12 protein-coding genes are annotated in these 19,807 nt (G+C 36.6%); 5 read left to right on the top strand and 7 right to left on the bottom strand.

Translation table 11 applies throughout. From position 1 onward, the window contains the following. Positions 1 to 159 precede the first annotated feature (159 nt). Positions 160 to 1,833: a glycoside hydrolase family 13 protein gene (locus BN1066_RS12440; RefSeq protein WP_077319811.1), complete on the bottom strand. Its 1,674-nt coding sequence runs from the start codon at positions 1,831 to 1,833 to the stop codon at positions 160 to 162. A gap of 1,258 nt (positions 1,834 to 3,091) precedes the next feature. After that, entirely contained in the window at positions 3,092 to 3,997 is a 906-nt protein-coding gene (locus BN1066_RS12435) for a hydroxymethylglutaryl-CoA lyase (RefSeq protein ID WP_077319810.1), read from the bottom strand. Positions 3,998 to 4,978: 981 nt separating this feature from the next. Between BN1066_RS12435 and BN1066_RS12430 the strand changes: the two genes are divergently transcribed. The 4 genes from BN1066_RS12430 (at position 4,979) to BN1066_RS19875 (ending at position 8,194) form a co-directional block, all read left to right on the top strand. Continuing rightward, positions 4,979 to 5,446, top strand: a complete 468-nt coding sequence (locus tag BN1066_RS12430) for a MerR family transcriptional regulator (protein WP_179104384.1) — start codon at positions 4,979 to 4,981, stop codon at positions 5,444 to 5,446. 29 nt (positions 5,447 to 5,475) lie between these two features. Next, on the top strand, positions 5,476 to 5,691 hold the full coding sequence (locus tag BN1066_RS12425) for a YkvS family protein (protein ID WP_077319808.1): 216 nt from the start codon (positions 5,476 to 5,478) through the stop codon (positions 5,689 to 5,691). A gap of 655 nt (positions 5,692 to 6,346) precedes the next feature. Then, complete coding sequence (locus BN1066_RS19880) at positions 6,347 to 7,132, top strand: enoyl-CoA hydratase-related protein (protein WP_143695809.1); 786 nt, start codon at positions 6,347 to 6,349, stop codon at positions 7,130 to 7,132. 15 nt (positions 7,133 to 7,147) lie between these two features. Further along, a complete protein-coding gene (locus BN1066_RS19875; RefSeq protein ID WP_143695807.1) occupies positions 7,148 to 8,194 on the top strand; it encodes an enoyl-CoA hydratase/isomerase family protein in 1,047 nt (348 codons plus the stop codon). A 527-nt stretch (positions 8,195 to 8,721) separates the two neighbouring features. Here the strand turns inward: BN1066_RS19875 and BN1066_RS12415 are convergent. From BN1066_RS12415 to BN1066_RS12400, 4 genes are all read right to left on the bottom strand, one after another. Beyond that, complete coding sequence (locus tag BN1066_RS12415) at positions 8,722 to 10,182, bottom strand: CoA-acylating methylmalonate-semialdehyde dehydrogenase (RefSeq protein WP_077319807.1); 1,461 nt, start codon at positions 10,180 to 10,182, stop codon at positions 8,722 to 8,724. Further along, a complete protein-coding gene (locus BN1066_RS12410; RefSeq protein ID WP_077319806.1) occupies positions 10,179 to 11,075 on the bottom strand; it encodes an NAD(P)-dependent oxidoreductase in 897 nt (298 codons plus the stop codon). Before BN1066_RS12410 ends, BN1066_RS12415 begins: the two co-directional genes overlap by 4 nt. A 14-nt stretch (positions 11,076 to 11,089) precedes the next feature. Further along, positions 11,090 to 12,757 (bottom strand): acyl-CoA dehydrogenase family protein, encoded by a 1,668-nt coding sequence (locus tag BN1066_RS12405; protein ID WP_077319805.1) that lies wholly within the window; start codon positions 12,755 to 12,757, stop codon positions 11,090 to 11,092. A 1,275-nt stretch (positions 12,758 to 14,032) separates the two neighbouring features. Beyond that, entirely contained in the window at positions 14,033 to 15,802 is a 1,770-nt protein-coding gene (locus BN1066_RS12400; protein WP_245799779.1) for a sigma 54-interacting transcriptional regulator, read from the bottom strand. A gap of 1,001 nt (positions 15,803 to 16,803) precedes the next feature. Between BN1066_RS12400 and BN1066_RS12395 the strand changes: the two genes are divergently transcribed. Beyond that, positions 16,804 to 17,571, top strand: coding sequence for a tyrosine-protein phosphatase (locus tag BN1066_RS12395; RefSeq protein ID WP_077319804.1), 768 nt, complete (start codon positions 16,804 to 16,806; stop codon positions 17,569 to 17,571). 530 nt (positions 17,572 to 18,101) lie between these two features. On the opposite strand, the gene BN1066_RS12390 is transcribed toward BN1066_RS12395, so the two are convergent. Beyond that, complete coding sequence (locus tag BN1066_RS12390; protein WP_077319803.1) at positions 18,102 to 19,280, bottom strand: M20 family metallopeptidase; 1,179 nt, start codon at positions 19,278 to 19,280, stop codon at positions 18,102 to 18,104. Between the last annotated feature and the right edge of the window lie 527 nt (positions 19,281 to 19,807).

Here is a 19,807-nt window from a genome sequence, read left to right as displayed (position 1 = left end):
AAAGATAAATATATTTAATCATAAAATAGAAGCGAACCAACGTCAAATCAATATTGGGAAAAATGAATACACTCCTAAATGAATACCTGTTACAAGTAAGTTCGAGAAAAAGCTAGAATACATATCGTTTTAATACATTCTAGCCCTGTAAATATAGAATTAGTTATTTAACAGTTGGTAAACTCTTGCTTCATAAGGTCTTAGAGAAACCTTATTCATATCCCCCGAAGACGGTGCTGGATAATTACTAATAAGTAACTTGCTATCAGTTAGCGTTACGTTTTTCGGTAAAATGAACTCCGCTTCCTCATGGAATAGATTTGTAATCACTATTACTTTTTGATCTTCAAGCGTCCTTACATACGCATAGATTTGATCATGATCTTCTAAAATAAGATCATAACTGCCATAAATAAGTACTGGGAGCTCTTTTCTTAACTGGATTAACTGACGATAATAATGATAAATGGAGTTTGGATTAGCTAGTTCACGTTCGACATTCACTTCCTTATAATTAGGATTTACTTTTAGCCAAGGTTTTCCTGACGTAAAGCCTGCATTTTCTTTATCATTCCATTGCATTGGTGTCCTAGAGTTATCTCGTCCATTTTTCCAAATGATTTTCATGATCTCTTCATGACTTTTTCCATTTTCCCGCTCGTCTGCATACAGATTTTTGCAGGAAACATCGTTGTAATCCTCAATGGAATCAAACTGAACATTGGTCATCCCAATTTCCTGACCTTGATATATAAACGGCGTTCCTTGCATCAGAAAATAAAGAGTAGCTAAACATTTTGCTGATTCTCTGCGATAAGCTTGATCATTTCCCCAGGTTGATACCGAACGAGGCTGATCATGATTTTCCAAAAACAGCGCATTCCATCCATTTCGCTCAAGGCCTTTTTGCCACTTGGTTAATGTCCTTTTTAATGCATGAATATCCAATCCACCGGAAATACTTTTTCCCCAAAGGTCGAGATGTTCAAATTGAAAAACCATATTAAATTTACCCTCTTGCTCACCAACCCATAAATGAGCATCGTCTACCGTTACACCGTTCGCTTCACCAACGGTTACAATATCATACTTAGCAAATGTTTCTTGTTTTAATTCTGCTAAAAACTCATGAATTCCTTCACGATTCATATGACCTTCAAAGGAAGGAGCATATTTTTTATTTTCCGGATTTGGCACATCTGGAAATCCTGGCACCTTTTTAATATGAGAAATAGCATCAATACGAAATCCATCAATCCCTTTATCCAACCACCAATTAATCATATCGTATAAACTTTTACGGACATTTGAATTTTCCCAGTTTAAGTCGGGCTGTTTCTTGGAAAAAACATGCAAATAATACGCGTGTGTTTGTTCATCATATTCCCATGCTGATCCGCCGAATATGGAAGCCCAATTATTTGGCTCTTTTCCATTTTTACCTTCATGCCAAATATAGTAATCTCGATACGGATTATCTCGTGACGAACGAGATTCGATGAACCATGGATGTTCATCAGACGTATGATTGATTACTAGGTCCATAATCAGTTTCATCCCACGACAATGAACCTCTTCCAAAAGTAAATCGAAATTTTCCATCGTTCCAAATTCAGGCATGATTGCTCGATAATCACTTATGTCGTAGCCATTATCGTCATTAGGTGATTGATAAACCGGGCTTAACCAGATTAAATCAACACCAAGATCTTTTAAATAATCCAGCTTAGAAATAACCCCATTAATATCACCAATTCCATCACCATTTGAATCCATAAAACTGCGAGGATAAATTTGATAGGCTACAGCTTCTTTCCACCATACTTGTTTCATATCTATGACCTTCTTCCTATATTATTTCTAGTTAATTAGGTATGCTGTTTTATTCGTTAACTATATGCAGATTTAATAAATTAACAATTCGCTTAATTATTAATTGCGACTATCCATTTGTATTTGAAAAGGCTCTTCGTCATCCCTTCACCATCCTATATGACAGGAATAAAGGCTCGCTATTTTTCTTTTAAAAATAATTGTCATCCGTACAGCTTTCCGAGTCTACCAAAGATCTCTATTCTCACATGGACTGCCGTAAAATGAGTCTTATTAATAGTGCAATTCCTTCTTCAACATGATCGTAAGCAATATAAGAATAAGCCCATATAAATTCATAAGTGGATCCTAATTCCTGTGATTTTTCCTGAAGAAAAAATATATATTATCTGTCTTTAAATTCCCATCTACATTATCTGCTGCAATAGATTGACTTACTTCCTGCAAGGTAATAATTAGTGCAATCGTTTTCTATATTTTACAAAGCTGCTTTTCCATAAGTATATAGTAGTTTAAATATGATCCTAGTTACTTATATGTGTTTTTTTATTTCCAACAAATTAAAAACTAACGAGCCTCTTTGCGCAAACGATTGCATTACAATCATATAGTAGAATGTAAGATAGGTCAACACTTATTATTAAGCCAATCAAAATTTGTTTATCATTCAGCTTCCCTCTCAGGAAAAAACATACTCGTTAAGCCCTTGGTCAGTTACTGCCTAGTTGCGCTTATATGAAGGACATGAAATGGATTGATGTTTGAAGTAGAAGAAATACAGATCTTGCATTCAAGATACGAGAGAGGTGGAGGTTGACTTCATAGGAAGGAGATCGAACTTTGCTAACAGCATAAGCGCTTTAGCTAGACGACGAAGCTACTTTTTAGAAAGACTTAGCTTGTCGCAAGTCTTTATGGCGAAAGCTATCGTTTTTCTTATACGATAAAGTGAAACTTCATTCAGTAGGAGTTTTCTTCCATCTCCTACTGAATGTTAGTACCTCAGGGGGTATGACCTAAAGGCCCTTAAACGAATCGGGCATTTAGGTGCCGTTTTCTCCCACTTAGACCTTTTGCATCAACTCAAGATTTTGAAGTGGGAGTCTTACGGCAACTTACATGCGGGATAAACCATAAAAATTTTATACTTTCCTATAGTACAAAAAAGACATCCACTGGGCAGAAACGGAATTATCTTTACAATGGAAAAAGGATAAAATCGTATTGTTTTCACGACTTCATACCTTTTGATCTAACTTTATACTGTTTTTTTATAGTGATAAGCAAGTGCTTTACTAGGAAGCTGCTTGCCGAGCTTATCTTGAATACACAAAGCAGCTTGCTGCATCTTATCTTCTTGCACCCCTGTTTTAATCCCCAAACCGTGCAATAAATACAGTACATCATTAGTAGCTACATTTCCTGCTGCACCTTTTGCATATGGACAACCGCCTAATCCGCCAACTGCGCTATCAAAACGGGTTATTCCATAATTTAAGCTCGTTAATATATTTGCAATTGCCATTCCCCTTGTATCATGAAAGTGCATAATAATTTTATCCGAATCATAGCGGATTAAAACAGGTTCTAATAGTGCTTCTACTTGAGAGGGAACTGCAGACCCGATCGTATCCCCCAACGAAATAAAATCAACCCCAACTGCAAATAGCTCATCACAAACACGAATAACTTGTTCCGGGTTAATCCTTCCCTCATAAGGACAATCAAAAACAGTCGATACATATCCAGTAACAAATTTATCAACCGACTTAGCTTCACTGATCACTTCTCTTAAAATAGGATACGTTTCATCAACTGATTTATTAATGTTTTTCCGATTATGTGTCTCACTTACCGACATAAATACAGATGCCCCATCTATTCCAGCTTCTAAAGCACGCTCTAGCCCTTTCAGATTTGGTACAAGTGCAGAATAACGAACATTAGGATTTCGTTTAATTTTTTTACCAACTTCTTGAGCATCTTTAAGTGCAGGAATCCATTTCGGGTGAACAAACGAAGAATATTCAATTTCACCGACCCCGGAATCTGATAGCATATCAATCCATTTTACCTTATCATCTGTATCAATAAAAATACTTTCATTTTGCAACCCATCTCTCGGGCCTACTTCTTTTAAATGAATAAAGCTTGGATAATGCATATCGTTTCCTCCTTTTCAATTCATATGAACAGATGCTAATTAATAGAAAATACAACGGAACAAATTCTCCGCTGCTTTCTTTTAGGAATGCGCTTTCAATATAAATATGATAACTACTCCGATTTTGTTTACTCATTTAAGCAAAGGTAAGATTCATCGAACTTCTTATCCTGCTTTTGTTTTAAACGTCCTATTTTACTAATTAAATAAGATACTTACCGCATTCCATTTAGTTTCACCCAATTCAACATTGTTGAATTAAGTATATTATAAAAATTCGGATATAGTCAACCATAAGACGATCGTTAGAATCTGTCGTTTCCGAATTCATCTTTGTAGTAACCTGAATGAACGCCCTTTTAGATATTACAAGATTGTATAGTTAAACGGGGAGCCATTAAGATGGGGAGTTTTTTGTAGACGATGTTTTTTGTTACAATGCAATATCTTTAAAGCAGTTACAGATGGTTATGATGTTATCCATTCCAATTTACCGATGCATGTGCCATAAATACTTCCTTTAAAGTCATAAATGTTTTGATTTAACATGAGAAAGACAAGGAATTCCGATAATTCTAAATCTCAGAAAACATGTTTATAACGTAAAGTGAATCTTTAATAGTGGTTTTCTTTTATCCCCCAGATTGTTATGCAAGGGTATGACCTAAATGCTCTCAACGGTATCGGACATTAAATTGCAGTTGAATTCTCCACTTATCCTCCTAGGGTTCTCCTCGTAGCATGGAAAGGCAGATCTTACCGCCAATTACATACAGAATAAATATCTACGAAAAATCAGGAAGTCCACCTCGTTATGTCGGAATAATTTTCTTTAAATTAGTAGAATTCAGGATCTAAATTACTTATTTATTCCACATTTTTCACATACTATTCCCATGTTAATTAGTTAAGATAATAGTGTAGTTCCTAGTACAGGTAGAAATTGTATTTTAGACTACCACAGAAAGATAGGTGAAAGAAGTGGAATTACTTAACCTTCAGGGGTTATCACATATCGTTGGTATTCCACCATCCACCGCGGCTGCTTGGATTAAAGAATTCAATATGTATGTACCAAAAGTACAAGATGAGGAAGACAATTATTATCTTCCCGAGGCTATTGATGTTTTAAAATTTATTAAGGTTTGTAAAAGCAAGCATTACAAGCAGCATGATATTGCAGAGCGGTTGGCTAATGGACATTTTCCAATCATAGTAGAATGCAGTACGAAGGACACTCACAAAGAAGAAGTAGATCAGGAATATTATAACGAAAACATTCGTACAATTATGCAAACCTTAGGATTAACAGTAGCTAATATCGCTAAATTAGAACAATCATTTCAAGTACTAAAACAAAAACAATCTGAACAAATTCAAGAAATAAATAAAATGAAAAAACAAATGGAATGGCTACAAAGAAACCAAAAAAATGATGAAATTAACTGAGTGCACAGATTTCTTAAGGAGGAATAAATATGTTTAAACCTGATTCAAAAAAAGCTAAACCAGGAGATATAATAGAATTTAAGAAAGAAAATGTGTTACTTCAAGGAGAGGTTTTGCCATCTCATTGCAAAAGAAGTACTATTGTAGACATCTCAAAATCTCGTAACTCATCTAAATTAAACCATAGTTTTCCTACTACTGTCGTAGCCCATAAAAATTATCGTATCGTTGAAAAATATTCATAACTATAAATACGTTTCAAAAAGTGGATAAAAAGGGACAAAGTTGCTAAGATCGCAATGTCGTTGAAAAATTTGTTCCTTGTCTTGAAAATTTCGATGTTGCTATTGGGTTGTTCCTGATTCTTGAAAAATTGCGATGTGTCGCTTCCGAAGCTTTTCTTGTCCTCAAAAAAGAAATGCGCTTTTTCTTCGTGCGATGTGTCGCTTCCGAAGCTTTTCTTGTCCTGCTGTGCGCGAAACACAAGCACAGCTGGGTATCCAAATTCTCGGAGGCTTTGCCAGCTATAGAATAGTTGGGCTTTTGGAACAGCCTATAAGCAATTCACAACACATAATCCATATAAAAATCTCCAAAAATAAATAGTGGAGATGTAATGAGCTATTCCTTATTGTTGAAGGATGCCAACATCATGTATAATTGTATAGACAGTTATACATGATGTTTTTTTATTTCCCGATTTTTTCCATCTCACAACACTCATAAATTAAACAAGATATGGAACTGAGCGATGGAAAGAACCCCTAATTAGTTCAGTTTAAGCTCAACGGGAATGAAAAATTGTTCAAAGTTTCACATATCTATTACAGTAATTTACTTTGGCATCTTATTTGCATTAATGAAAGTAGACTAACTATAAACGTCAAGGAGGATTGTCTTATGGAGTTGAATCACCTCACGCTTACTTACAAAAAAAATGTAGCTATATTAACAATGGATTCTCCACCAGCGAATGCATTATCTTCAGCAATGATTACAGAAATGAGAGAAGTACTCAAACAGTTACAAGATAACTCAGAAGTACATGCGATTATCCTAACCGGTGCAGGAAGATTTTTTGCTGCTGGAGCGAATATTAAGGAATTTGTTCCTGCTATGGGTGATTATAATAAAGGATTTGAGATGTCTAAAGCAGGACAAAATTTATGCAATGAGTTAGAAGCAATGACAAAACCGGTCATCGCCGCCATTAACGGACCGGCATTAGGTGGCGGATTGGAAGTTGCAATGGGGTGTCATTATCGAATCGCTTCCGACAAGGCTACACTCGGTCTTCCAGAAGTTAAACTCGGACTTGTCCCTTCGTTTGGCGGCACACAGCGCTTATCCCGTATAACTAGTATTGCTACAGCATTAGAATTAATTCTGACAGGTAAACATATTGACAGTCAAAAGGCATTTGAACTTGGCATTGTTCAGCTAACCGTTTCCGCTGATGAGCTCATGTCTACAGCTATTACCATTGCCAGCTCATTTATTGAAGGAAATAGTATGCAAAGTATTACCCGTGCCGTAGAGAGTGTTGTTCAAGGATACTATCAATCTATTTCTGATGGATTAAAAAGAGAAAATGAAATATTTGGCGAGTTATTTTTAACATCTGATGCAAAAGAAGGCGTGCAGGCTTTCGTCGAAAAACGTAAGCCCCAGTTTCGTCATAAATAGTACATAGGAGGCATATTGATGACAAACGTATTATTTTCGGTTCACAACCAGGGTATTGCCACCATTAAGTTAAACAGACCAAAAGCTATTAATTCATTGACCTATGACATGCTTTCCCCTATCCATAATAAACTAAAAGAATGGGAACAAGATCCTTCTGTCTCCGTTATTATTCTAAAAGGAGAAGGACCAAAGGGATTCTGTGCTGGAGGCGATATAAAAACATTATATCAAGCAAAAGAAAATCCAGATGCATTTAACAAAGCGATGGAATTTTTTAAAAAAGAATATGATACTGACGCGTTTATAGCAAACTTCTCAAAGCCAATCATTGCCTATTTAGATGGTATTGTGATGGGTGGAGGTGTAGGACTATCCTATGGTGCTAGTCATCGCATCGTCACTGAAAAGACAAAATGGGCAATGCCGGAAATGAATATCGGTTTTTTCCCCGATGTCGGAGCAGCCTATTTCCTAAATCAGGCTCCTGGTTTCACTGGACGTTATTTAGCACTTACATCGAGCATTATAACCGCTAGCGATGTTCTATACGCAAAGGCAGCAGATGTTTATATGAATAGCAGTCAATTTGAACCATTTCAGGCTGAACTCAAAAGCATGAATTGGACAGAAGAGTCAAACGTTCATCAAAAACTTGACGAATTACTTAAGAAATATACAAGTGAACATGATGATAACGGGATTTTACAAGTTAATCAGGCACTAATCGATAAACATTTTTCCCATGAAACGGTTGAGCAAATTATTGAATCTCTTGCTTCTGACCATAGTGAATTTGCTCAAAAAACAAAAGAAACCATATTGGAGAAATCACCTGTTTCCTTAAAAGTGACATTAGCCCAGCTAATTAAAGGCAAAAATAAATCATTTAGAGCATGCTTGGATACCGACTTCATTATTGCCCGCAACTTTTTAAAGTCGGATGACTTTTATGAAGGTGTTCGATCAGTAGTCATTGATAAAGATAAACAACCAGTTTACAAGTATCAGCAATTGGCTGATGTTCCAGATTCACTTATTAAATCCTTTTTTATACTATAGAAAAGTATAAAATTTTAGGGTTTATCCCGCATGTAAGGTGCCGTAAGTTTCCCACTTCAAGTCCTGAGTTCGTACAAAGGGGCTAAGTCGGAGAAAACGGCTCCTAAATGCCCGATTCGTTCAACTAACATTCCGTGTAAAAAGCATTCCACGGAATGAAGTTTCACTTTATCCTATATGAAAAACGATAGCTTTCGCTAAAGTCTTGGCGACAAGCCAAGTTTTTCTAAAATGAACGTTGTAAAAAAGGGGCTGGGACATAAGCAAATACGAAATAGCAAAAACCGAACAATTCATTTATAATTGTTCGGTTTGTTTGTGTTAAAAAATTCCTACCCTCGCTACGTCAACATATTCTCCTAAGCTTCCTCGGAAAGCAAAAATCGCTTTCCTGCGGGATCTTCAGCTTGAGCTATTTCCGATGAGTCTACATATGTTGACTACGCTAAAAACTAGCGTATACATAAGGACGATTTATTGTTCGTTTTTTAACCAACTGTTTTAGTTATGTCCCAGTCTCTTTTTGTTTAGAACCAGCGTTCGGTTACTACCTTTTTTCTCGTATAAAATTGCACTCCATCTTTTCCATTCGTACCTAAATCACCGTAAAATGAAGCTTTATTCCCAGCAAATGCAAAAAATGCCATTGGCGCAGGAACATTAACGTTTACACCTATCATGCCTGCATCGATCTGTTCACGGAATGTTTGTGCATGACGACCACTTGACGTGTAAATAACCGCACCATTTGCAAACGTTGACTGATTTGTTAATGCTATTCCTGCTTCTAAATCTTTAATGCGTACAATACTCAACACAGGAGCAAAAATTTCATCCTGCCAAATCGTCATATTCGGGGTTACATGATCAAAGATCGTTGCACCTACATAATATCCATCTCGCACTTCGTCTTCAATATGACGACCATCAACTAATAAGTCCGCTCCCTCTTCTACTCCTTTATCAATGTAGCTGATTACTCTTTCTTTATGTGACTTACGAATAAGTGGACCAACAAATGCTGTCTCATCCATTCCATCGCCAACTTTTAACTGTTTTGTTTCTTCTGTCAATAAACTAATAAAGTCATCAGCTATTTCATCTATAACTGCTACAACGGAACAAGCCATACAACGCTCACCACTGCTTCCAAAGGCAGCACCGATTACACCTTGTACCGTTTTTTCTATGTTGCAATCATCCATAACAATCGCATGGTTTTTGGCCCCTGCAAGTGCCTGAACACGCTTGCCATGAGTTGTACCCGTTTGATATACATGCTTTGCAACAGGTTCTGATCCAACAAATGAAATAGCTTCTATATCCGGATGTTCTAACATCCGATTAACTACTTCTTTTCCACCATGAACCAGATTAAGCACCCCATCCGGAAACCCAGATTGATAGAATAATTCAACTAATCGTTCTGCTAATACCGGCGTTCGTTCTGATGTTTTTAACACAAATGTATTCCCACAAGCAATCGCTAATGGGAACATCCACAATGGAACCATCATTGGAAAATTAAATGGGGTGATCCCAGCAACAACACCTAGCGGATAGCGCCAAATCGAACCATCAATTCCACTGGCGATGCTGGGCAAGGCATCTCCCATCATTAAGTTTGGTGTCGAAGTTGCTAGTTCTACTACTTCAATCCCACGTTGAACCTCTCCATCAGCATCTCGGAACGATTTGCCATTTTCAAGCGTAATAATTTTTGCTAATTCTTCTCGATGTTGGTTAAGTAACTGAAGATACGTAAACAACAAACGCGTTCGATTAGGAACCGGAACAGCTGCCCAATCTGGAAATGCAGATTTTGCCGCAGCTACTGCTTGATCAACATCTTCTTTTTCGGATAACACTACCTGTGCAATGACTTCCCCAGTCGCTGGATTTGGAACATCTAATGTTTTCGTTCCAGTTGATTCCACCCACTTATTACCAATAAAGTTTTTTATCCTTTTTACTTCTTGAGATATCATTTAGAAGCCTCCTTCAATTCTGATTGTTTTTGTACGCGTTCATAAAGTACCGCCATATCTTTATCTCCAAAACCTTCCTTTTCCACTTCTTTATATAGGGAAAGTAATTTCTGGCTAATTGGTAAGTCGAGCTGGTTTTTTTCAGCAACATCCATCGCAAATTCTAAATCTTTCCGCAGGAGCTTTAAGGAAAAGCCTGGTTTATAATTATTGTTGGCGATAAATGTTTTGTAATTACGTTCGTAAATACGGCTTTGACCATAGCTGACACTGAGCATGGAAAAAAGGTCATCTAAATCTATGTTTTTCTTATTCGCAATATGAAGCGCCTCACTAACCCCTGCAGTATAAAATCCAATTAATAAGTTATTAATTATTTTCACGGTTGTTCCACTATCAATTTGTTCATTTACGTGAAAGATATTTTCCCCAATTATCTTGAAGATGGATAATGCTTGCTCGTAAACCTCTCGTTTTCCTCCAACCATAACGGTCAGCGTTTGCTTTTCTGCGCCAATCACACCACCGCTTACTGGCGCAGCTAAAAAAGGTATCGCCTGTTTATGACAAGCCTCTTCCAGTTTTTGATTCAGCTTAGGAGAAACAGTGCTCGTATCAATAAAAATTTTAGTATGATCGCCATTTTCAATGAGCCCATCTTCTCCTAAATATACGTCTTCTACAGCTTTCTCAGATGGTAAACTAGTCATAATCACATCACTCGCTGCAATCACATTTGCAATCGATGTTGAAATCTCTCCTCCTTGCTTTTTAAAAGCAATAAGTGTCGACTCACTTATGTCATAACCAATAACATCAACCCCTTCTTTTAAAAGACCGGTTGCCATTGGAAATCCCATATTTCCTAAACCAATAAAACCTATTTTCGCCATTTTATCCCCCCATATCATTGAAAATAACCACTTTTCGCAATGATTTCAGTTGCTATTTCCTGCTTTTTTTCAAATAAATTAGAATACATCACTGGTAAAGAGCGAATCCCTTGAATCATCTCTTGCTTAGAACTATTCTCTAACCCATAAATCGATGAAAGCAAAACAATCGCTTGATTTTCTATTCGCATATAGCCTTCTTCACATAAAACATCAAATAACTTAACGGTTAATGGCTGCTTATCTGCATTTACGGCAATCTCTCCAGCTTTTATGACATAAAGCTCTTCAAGGATATTGGCAAGCCCATGTAAATAAAATTGATTTAGTTTTGTTAAATCAAATCGTTTCGTAAGCGCATTCATAATGGAGTTTAATAGCTGATGTGAATAGCGAATAAATACGTTATTGATCTTTTCTGATTGTCCTATAAGCTCAGGTGCGTTTACATATTGTTTTAAAAATGATTTTGTAATTGTCAAACGGTTAATTTCATTTGTTCCCTCAAAAATTCGGTTAATTCTAGAATCACGGTATATGCGTTCAACCTCATATTCTTGCATATAACCATAGCCACCATGAATTTGAACAGCCTCATCAATGCAATAGTCCAATGTCTCTGACGCCTTTACTTTATTAATAGAACAATCCATCGCATAATTAGCCAGTACTTGAACAATCTGTGATGGCGATTCTACGTTAATGCCATCTAGGATGCTGGCAGTATAATAAGCAGTACTTTCTGCTCCATAAATTGCTACAGCCATATTTGCCAGTTTCTCTTGAATCATACCAAATTGAACAATTTCCTGATTAAATTGTTTGCGCTCCTTTCCATATTGAACAGCAATGGCCAGAGATTGCTTAGATGTTCCGATATTAGCAAAAGCAAGCTTTAGACGTGCCAAATTAAGTATATTTAGTGCGATTCGATGACCTTTCCCAATTTCCCCTAATATGTCTTCCTCCGTAAGTTCAACATCTTCTAAAATAAGCGTTGCTGTTGACGAACCTTTAATTCCTAGTTTCTTTTCTTCTGGTCCTATTGAAACACCAGGTTGATCCCTTTCTACAATAAAAGTAGTTATCCCTTCTGTTGTATTAGCAAAAACAACATATACACTTGCGATATGTGCATTTGTTATCCATTGTTTCTCACCGTTTAATACCCATTTGCCATTTGTTTTTTTGGCAGTTGTTTTTGCATGAAGTGCATCAGAACCTGCATTTGGTTCCGTTAGCGCATAGGCACCTACCCATTCACCAGTAGTCAACTTCGGTAGATAACGCTTTTTTTGCTGTTCTGTTCCAAAATAAACAAAAGGTAATGTCCCTACTCCCGTATGAATATTAAAAGAAACACTAAATGAACTTCCGTACCCCATTTTTTCTGCAATAAGTCCTGCAGTTCGTTTTCCCATTTCCAACCCACCATAAGCTTCCGGAACATCAGCACCTAAAAGTCCAAGATCACCAGTGGAACGGAATAATTCCTTCGCTACTTCATAATCATAGGCTTCTAGCTTATCCAAGTTGGGATTTACTTGCTCTTCTACAAATTTTTCAATCGTTTTTGCAATGAGCTGTTCTTCCTCACGAAATTCATTAGAATAATCCATTTGTAATAAGTGTTGCTTACTAGGAAAAATAAAGCTTTTATTACGCTTATCCAACCTTTTCATATCTATCCCCCCTTAATACAAATGACATTGCAAAAATCATACCAACTATTTAATATTGCACAAAATAGATGTGAAAGACCATGCTAGTTCACTTCATTCATGAGGTCTCCTTTGATTCTCAAGGAAAATGGATAAAGGAAATTTATCCATCTCTTTCTGTTTTTTCACTCCTGAAATTTGGAATTACTATCTATTAAACGCAAGAAAGAATTTGTTTAATTGTCCATACAGTTAAACAAGTATTAGCCAATTGAAGATTGACAATTTACAAAGTAGCAAGTGACTTAACTAATCAGTTTTCTGTTCTTTTCATTACGGCGCGATTATCCACTGATTGACATTCACTTTATGATTCTTTTTATCCCCTCTACTTGTTAGAATGAACAGAATCGGACATTTGACTTGCAGTTGAATCTTCCACTTACCCTTCCTATGGTTCACCTCGTAGCATGGAGGAAGTCTTCCTGCTAGTTACATGTGGAACAAAATCCCCTATCGAATATAAGAAAAACCTTTTACCAACTTGCATTTCTAGCGAAGAAAAACAAAGGAATAAAGTTTAGATACGCATTATGAAGTCTGCCGACAATAATGTAAATATACCTGTTTTTCATTTGTGTCGGTTATCCTAGTTTGCTTGAATCGATGCTTAAATCCTCTGGCTTTAAAGAACGGATTTCCCACTGATTGCCCTCTTGTACGAAACCCATTGTTCATCTGCGCCGCCTGATGATTGCTATGTAGTAAGCGCCCACAGCAGTCTGCTTCCAATTCCTTTATATCGGCATTTTTCATCTACATAAAGTGAAACTTCATTCAGTAGGATTTTTCTTCCATCTCCTACTGAATGTTAGTTGAACGAATCGGGCATTTAGGTGCCGTTTTCTTCCACTTAGCCCTTTGAACGAACTCAGATCTTGAAGTGGGAAACTTACGGTACCTTACATGCGGGATAAAGAACGAATATTTACGCTTTTTTATCTTCTGTAAATCCACCGCCAATGACTCCGATAACCTGTGAATTATGTAATACTATATAGAAATACTTTCCTAATTATATGTCGGAAGAAACCTATTCTTTATTATATCAATAGACAATATTCTTATATTGATACTCTTCATTCAACTTTCCTTGTACTATTTGTTTCCAGCCTAAAGTACAAATCTTAGCTATAGCATTGCATGTTTCACATTCGGCTTTTTAATTGATGTATTCATTTTGCATCTTCCCTTTCCTCTAATGCACCGGCTATTTAAAATATTTTTGCTTAACTTCTAAGCCTTTTTGTTTTTATACCGCGATAGTTTATTGTAAAGGGTGGATCGAGAGACACCTAATAATCTAGCAGCTTGTGACTTATTTCCGTTTACCTGTCTCAACGTTTGCTCAATAATTTCCTCTTCTTCCTTAGAGACTTCATCCATCAGCTGCTTCTTTCTTTTTATATGATTTAGTTTTACATCCGCAGTATCCTGATAAGCCGAAACTTGCACCAAATCTGGCAAGTCCCTCAGAGAGATATGATCACTATCTGTTAAAACAAACAAGCGTTCCAACACGTTCATAAGTTCGCGAATATTTCCCGACCAATGATGATTTCTCATAAGTTTTAACAGTTTTTGATCTATCGTTTTCTCTTTCATTCCATAAATCTTAGCTAATGATTCGAGCTTATGAGCAATCAGAATAGGTAGGTCTTCCTTTCGCTCGCGAAGTGGCGGGATATGAATAGGGATCACGTATAACCGATAATATAGATCTTCCCGAAAATCTCCATTACGTACCAGCTGCTTTAAATCTTTATTCGTCGCACTGATCAGTCGAAAATTAACGGATATGGACTTATTTCCACCAATTCTTACTATTTTCTTATCTTGTAAAACCCGCAATATTTTTGCCTGCATATTTAAAGGCATATCACCAATCTCATCTAGAAAAATAGTTCCATTATGTGCCAGTTCAAACTTCCCTGGCTTACCCTCCTTATCAGCTCCTGTAAACGATCCTTTCGTATATCCAAATAGTTCAGATTCCATCAATCCATCTGGAATAGCTGCACAATTTACACTGATAAATGGTCCTGCTTTTGTCATTCCTCCATAATGAATTGCTTTTGCAAATTGTTCCTTTCCTACACCACTTTCTCCAGTTATAAGGACGGTCGCATTAGAGTCAGCTGCCTTTCGGGCAATCTTTTTGGCCTGAGAAATTGTAGGACTTTCCCCTAAAATATCCTCAAAATGGATTTGGTTTTCTTCTATATCTGGTAAAGTAACCTTGCTGTCTAATATGTGTTTACCATCTAATTTTTCCATTCGCTTCATTGCTTGGTATATTTCTGAAGTACCTTCATAGACAAGAATTCCTGCTGCACCAATTACTTTATTATCCTTCCAAATAGGAATACGATGGACAACCAAATTTTGACCTTGAAGACGATGTGCTTGGCTACGTTCAGGAACTCCTGTCTTTAACACGACTGGTAATCTGGTGTTTTCAATTACTTCTTCTGCTAATCGACCAACTGCCTCTTCTTTAGGTACACCAACATAGCGACTATACGCTTGATTAAAAAGTTGGATAACACCTTTTTCATTTACTACCGTTAATCCCTCATATGCAGTATCAAATGTCAGCTCATACCATTGACTAGCCTCGCTTTTATCATTTAATTCTTGCATGATCCACTTTTGAAAAGTTAGCATTTCTACTTCTGAAAGTTCACCTATCATTTTTCCACTTTGCCTGTCAACAATATACACGGGGAGATGAGTAATATCCTCCATTACATAATCAGCAAAAACGGTTGTATAATCACTTTTCATCATGGCGGTAATGGAATTATCCCCGGAAGTCTTATCAAGGCTGGCGATCACATCATAAATACGTAAAATTCCATGTACACGTCCTTCTTCTACAACGGGAAGTTCATTCTTTTTATACTGACAGAGAATAGTTAAAGCATCTTTTATCCGCATTGATGGTTGAATAGTAATTGGGCTTTTATTCATCCATGTAGCAACAGTATAATTTGTTTTCTCCACTCCATACCCCTCCATTATCACATTAAGTCAGCCATATAAGTGCAGCTCAAAAAACGAAGAAGCTCAAGTCAATGTAAATCATCAGTTACACATTTAAATCAGCAATACGTTTGATAATTTTTTGGACTACAAATAAAGCATTGGTCGACTCCAACACATATTTGCATTTTATGTAACCCTTTTCATTTTTGGTTAATCACTCCATTAGAATGCCTCGTAAGTGATGCACTAATTAAAAACTAGGTTACTATTTGCTATGCCGTTTCAATAATGGAAACAAAGAGTATTTTTCTGAATTATAGCATTATTATTATTTGTTCGCAAACAGCCTCGCGATTTGTACATCTTTTTAAAGTATTGGGAAGTTTAAAAACGAAAGGGTAATCATGGAAATAGTAAAACAAAAACTAAAAATAAAAGTAAACAAGAAATCAATGATATGAAAAATCAAAAACGGATATGGTTTTCCTAGTTAGAGAGTCTCCAAGAACTTCATACAGGAGACTGCTTCGTTGTACCTAAATAGGTAAACATTCATTTTACATTTACTATTTATTACCGCGTTTTCAGAAGCGCCATTTATGAAGATGTTTACTTAGAACCTGGACATTACAGTTTTCGCATGTTGACTTAACTGTTTCATGACATCTTAACAAACCAGCAAACTCCAAAATCATCAGCTGATGCTGGACTTTTTATTATTCACTTGACTTTTACCATAATCATACGGACAATACAGATAGAAAATATCCAAGAACGTTAAAGGGGAACTTCATTCAATGAGGGTTTTACTAATAAAAAGTAGAATGAAGACTCAAACGCTTGAGAGGATAAGCTAGACGAAACTACTCAAAAAGATATTCTCCAAGTAGAAGCAGATATCGGTTTTTAGACAAGAACGATCTATTCTCTATACCCCAAGTGGAAGACTTATGGAACCTTAGATTCGAGATAAAAACAGATATCTATTCTCAAAAATAAGTAAAAGGCAGGGAGAAAAAATGAATCAGAGACAGTTGGTACAAACGATCGATTTAGAAGGAAGTTTTAACTTTCGTGACTTAGGGGGATACGAAACGAAATCAGGGCGAAAAGTCAAAAGTGGTATATTATTTCGCTCTGGGAACTTACAGAATTTAACTCAAAATGATATAATAACCTTAAAAAAAATTGGAATACGGACAATCTTTGATCTTCGCGGTTCGGATGAGGCTAAAAAACATCCAACTCCTAAAATACCAGAAGTAACAAACAGGCATTTGCCATTAATTGAAATTGATAGAGATGCAATTCGTAGTCCAAAAGATTTAGCCGACTTCTCCTTTCAACAAGAAGAAGATCCTGGACAAGTTTTAATTCAACTTTATCGAAAGGTAACCAAAAATGTCCCCGTCTATAAAAGTATCTTAACAACATTACTAGAAAATCCGCAAGCCCCAATTCTTTTCCACTGTATGGCTGGAAAAGATCGAACTGGCGTTACTGCCGCATTAACTCTTCATATGTTAGATGTACCGGAAAAACTTATTTTTCAAGACTATTTATTCACCAATCAATTCATAGATGCATTGAAAACCAACCTGCAAGTTGAAAAAATTCAGGCAGACAAGGCTTTAATCCAAGCTATGTTAGAAGCTCGTCGTGAATATTTACAAGCATTTTTTGATGAAATCAAATCACAATTTGGTTCTGTAGATCAGTATGTTAAAGAGGCAATCGGTTTTACTAAAAACGATGTAGAGATGTTAAAAGCACACCTGCTTGTATAAGTTAGCAGGATAAACGAGAGTTAGAAGTGCTAGGTTCGTGACGTAAACCGGAGATTTTCTGACGAGAGATAACGTGAACCTTCATTTAAGGGAGTACTTTTCTCTTAAAATAGAAGATCAAAGGCTAAGTTTGCAGGCATCCTTAGAAAACCGTAATGCTTATTCAGGAAGCTTCCCTTGTCCTGTCGACCTGAACGAATCGGGAATTTAGGAGCCGCTTCTCTCATCAAGATCCAAAATAATAAGCAAAGATTTCAAATGAGAGGAGTACGGCTCCTTCCATTCGGGATAAAGAAAACATGCCCCTGGGGTATGCCCACGTCTTAGCAGCAAGCCCGCTTTTAGTCGCCTTCCTTTAGATTCGAGCCAATGTTGACTTACACTGGAAGAAGATTGAAGTTTGCTAGTAGCACGAACGATTTAATCTAGGCAAGACGAAGCTACCTTTTAAAAAAATAAATGACTCGTACTCGCTTGCCTCCTTAAAGGACTCGATAAAAGCCTCATTCAAGATCCTATCAAACTTCCAGCTATGAATATTGTTGCATGTATTTTAATGTCGCGGCTCCCAATACTTTGGCAGCATGTAACAATGCACGTTCATCGAAATCAAATTTAGGGTGGTGATGTGGAAATGCCTTGTCTAGGCTAGGGTTCTTTCCACCAGTAAAGAAAAATGTCCCCTTTACATGTTGTAAGTAATAAGCATAATCCTCCCCACCCATTACTGGAGGCGTTTCCATAACTTCTTTTATACCAGGGACTTGCTTAGCAACATTTGCAACAAATTCCGTTTCCCTTTGGTGATTAACGAGCGTAGGATAACCTCTAGAATACGTAAATTCATATTCAGCCCCAGAAGCTTCACATGTCCCTTTAACAATACGTTCCATTTCTTCTTCAATGGAATTACGTGTTCCTTCATTCAATGTTCGTACCGTTCCTGTTAATTGAGCAGTATCAGCAATAACATTATATGGATTCTTAGCAATAAAATTACAAACAGAAACGACTGCTGCATCAAGCGGATCTACTTTTCTACTAACAATTTGCTGAAGGCTATTAATCAGTTGGCTACCAACCACAATGCTATCTATTGTATGATGTGGAGCAGCCCCATGCCCCCCAGCACCTTTAATCATAATATCAAATCGATCTGCTGCAGCTTGCAAAGCTCCGGTTCGGTAAACAATTGTTCCAAGTGGTAATTGTGCCTGTAAATGTGTTCCAAAGATAACATCGACACCATCTAAGCAACCAGCTTCAATCATGGAAATAGCGCCTCCAGGTGGAAGTTCTTCAGCATGCTGATGCAGAAAAACAATCGTTCCTACTAATTCCTCCTGCATTCCATTTAATACTTTAGCAAGTCCTAACAATGTGGCTGTATGTCCATCATGACCACATGCGTGCATAACACCATCATTTTTTGATTTGTATGGGACATCCGTTTTTTCCTGAATTGGTAAAGCATCAAAGTCTGCCCGTAAAGCAATCGTCGGACCTGGTCTTTCTCCTTTTAAATAAGCTAAAACTCCATTTCCACCAACATTTGTTTTGACTTTATGACCCAATGCAGTATGATAATCTGCAATATAGGCAGCTGTCTTTGTTTCTTGGAATGATAGTTCCGGATACTGGTGAAGATAACGACGAATTTCTACCATTTCATTATAAACAGCATCCAACTGACTAAATAATTTGTCCATGCAATCCGTCCCCTTTTTTATATTTTAATGAATATCATAATATAATCTGAAAAAAATAAAATAGCAAAATGACATACGTGGAACTTTTTTCTAACATGTTCTTCCACGAAATACTAGTTTAATCAATAGAGCATTTTAGCAATGCAATTACCTAGCATCCGGGATAAAGGAAACATGCCTCTGCAATAGGGGTATGCCGACTAAAAGCGGCAAATCTGCTTTTAGTCGGCCTTCCTTTAGATTCGAGATGATGTTAAATTATCGTAGAAAGAAGATTGAAGTTTGCTACAACTTGAGAAGCTTAAGCTAAAAGACAAAGCTACTTTCGAAAAAAAGTATCCCATTGTGAGAATGGATATAATTTCTCGATAGTATAAATAAACAAGGACCTTTTAAGAGATCCTTGTTTACACTAAATTATTTATTTACCAAAAATAACCATAATCATTCAATAAAGTGAAACTTCATTTCTTGGAATGCTTTTTCCAAAGAAATGTTAGTACCACAAGGGTATGACCTAAAAGGCC

Source organism: Virgibacillus proomii, assembly GCF_900162615.1.
GTDB lineage: Bacteria > Bacillota > Bacilli > Bacillales > Amphibacillaceae > Virgibacillus > Virgibacillus proomii.
The sequence above is the reverse complement of the archived record's forward strand: the minus strand, read 5'-3'. Positions and strand labels throughout refer to the sequence as shown.

Excerpts from the sequence above, each read along its gene's own strand:
- BN1066_RS12390 (WP_077319803.1), bottom strand. The coding sequence starts at position 19,280 with ATGGACAAATTATTTAGTCAGTTGGATGCTGTTTATAATGAAATGGTA.
- BN1066_RS12405 (WP_077319805.1), bottom strand. The coding sequence starts at position 12,757 with ATGAAAAGGTTGGATAAGCGTAATAAAAGCTTTATTTTTCCTAGTAAG.
- BN1066_RS12415 (WP_077319807.1), bottom strand. The coding sequence starts at position 10,182 with ATGATATCTCAAGAAGTAAAAAGGATAAAAAACTTTATTGGTAATAAG.
- BN1066_RS12395 (WP_077319804.1), top strand. The coding sequence starts at position 16,804 with ATGAATCAGAGACAGTTGGTACAAACGATCGATTTAGAAGGAAGTTTT.
- BN1066_RS19880 (WP_143695809.1), top strand. The coding sequence starts at position 6,347 with ATGGAGTTGAATCACCTCACGCTTACTTACAAAAAAAATGTAGCTATA.
- BN1066_RS12435 (WP_077319810.1), bottom strand. The coding sequence starts at position 3,997 with ATGCATTATCCAAGCTTTATTCATTTAAAAGAAGTAGGCCCGAGAGAT.
- BN1066_RS12425 (WP_077319808.1), top strand. The coding sequence starts at position 5,476 with ATGTTTAAACCTGATTCAAAAAAAGCTAAACCAGGAGATATAATAGAA.
- BN1066_RS12410 (WP_077319806.1), bottom strand. The coding sequence starts at position 11,075 with ATGGCGAAAATAGGTTTTATTGGTTTAGGAAATATGGGATTTCCAATG.
- BN1066_RS12440 (WP_077319811.1), bottom strand. The coding sequence starts at position 1,833 with ATGAAACAAGTATGGTGGAAAGAAGCTGTAGCCTATCAAATTTATCCT.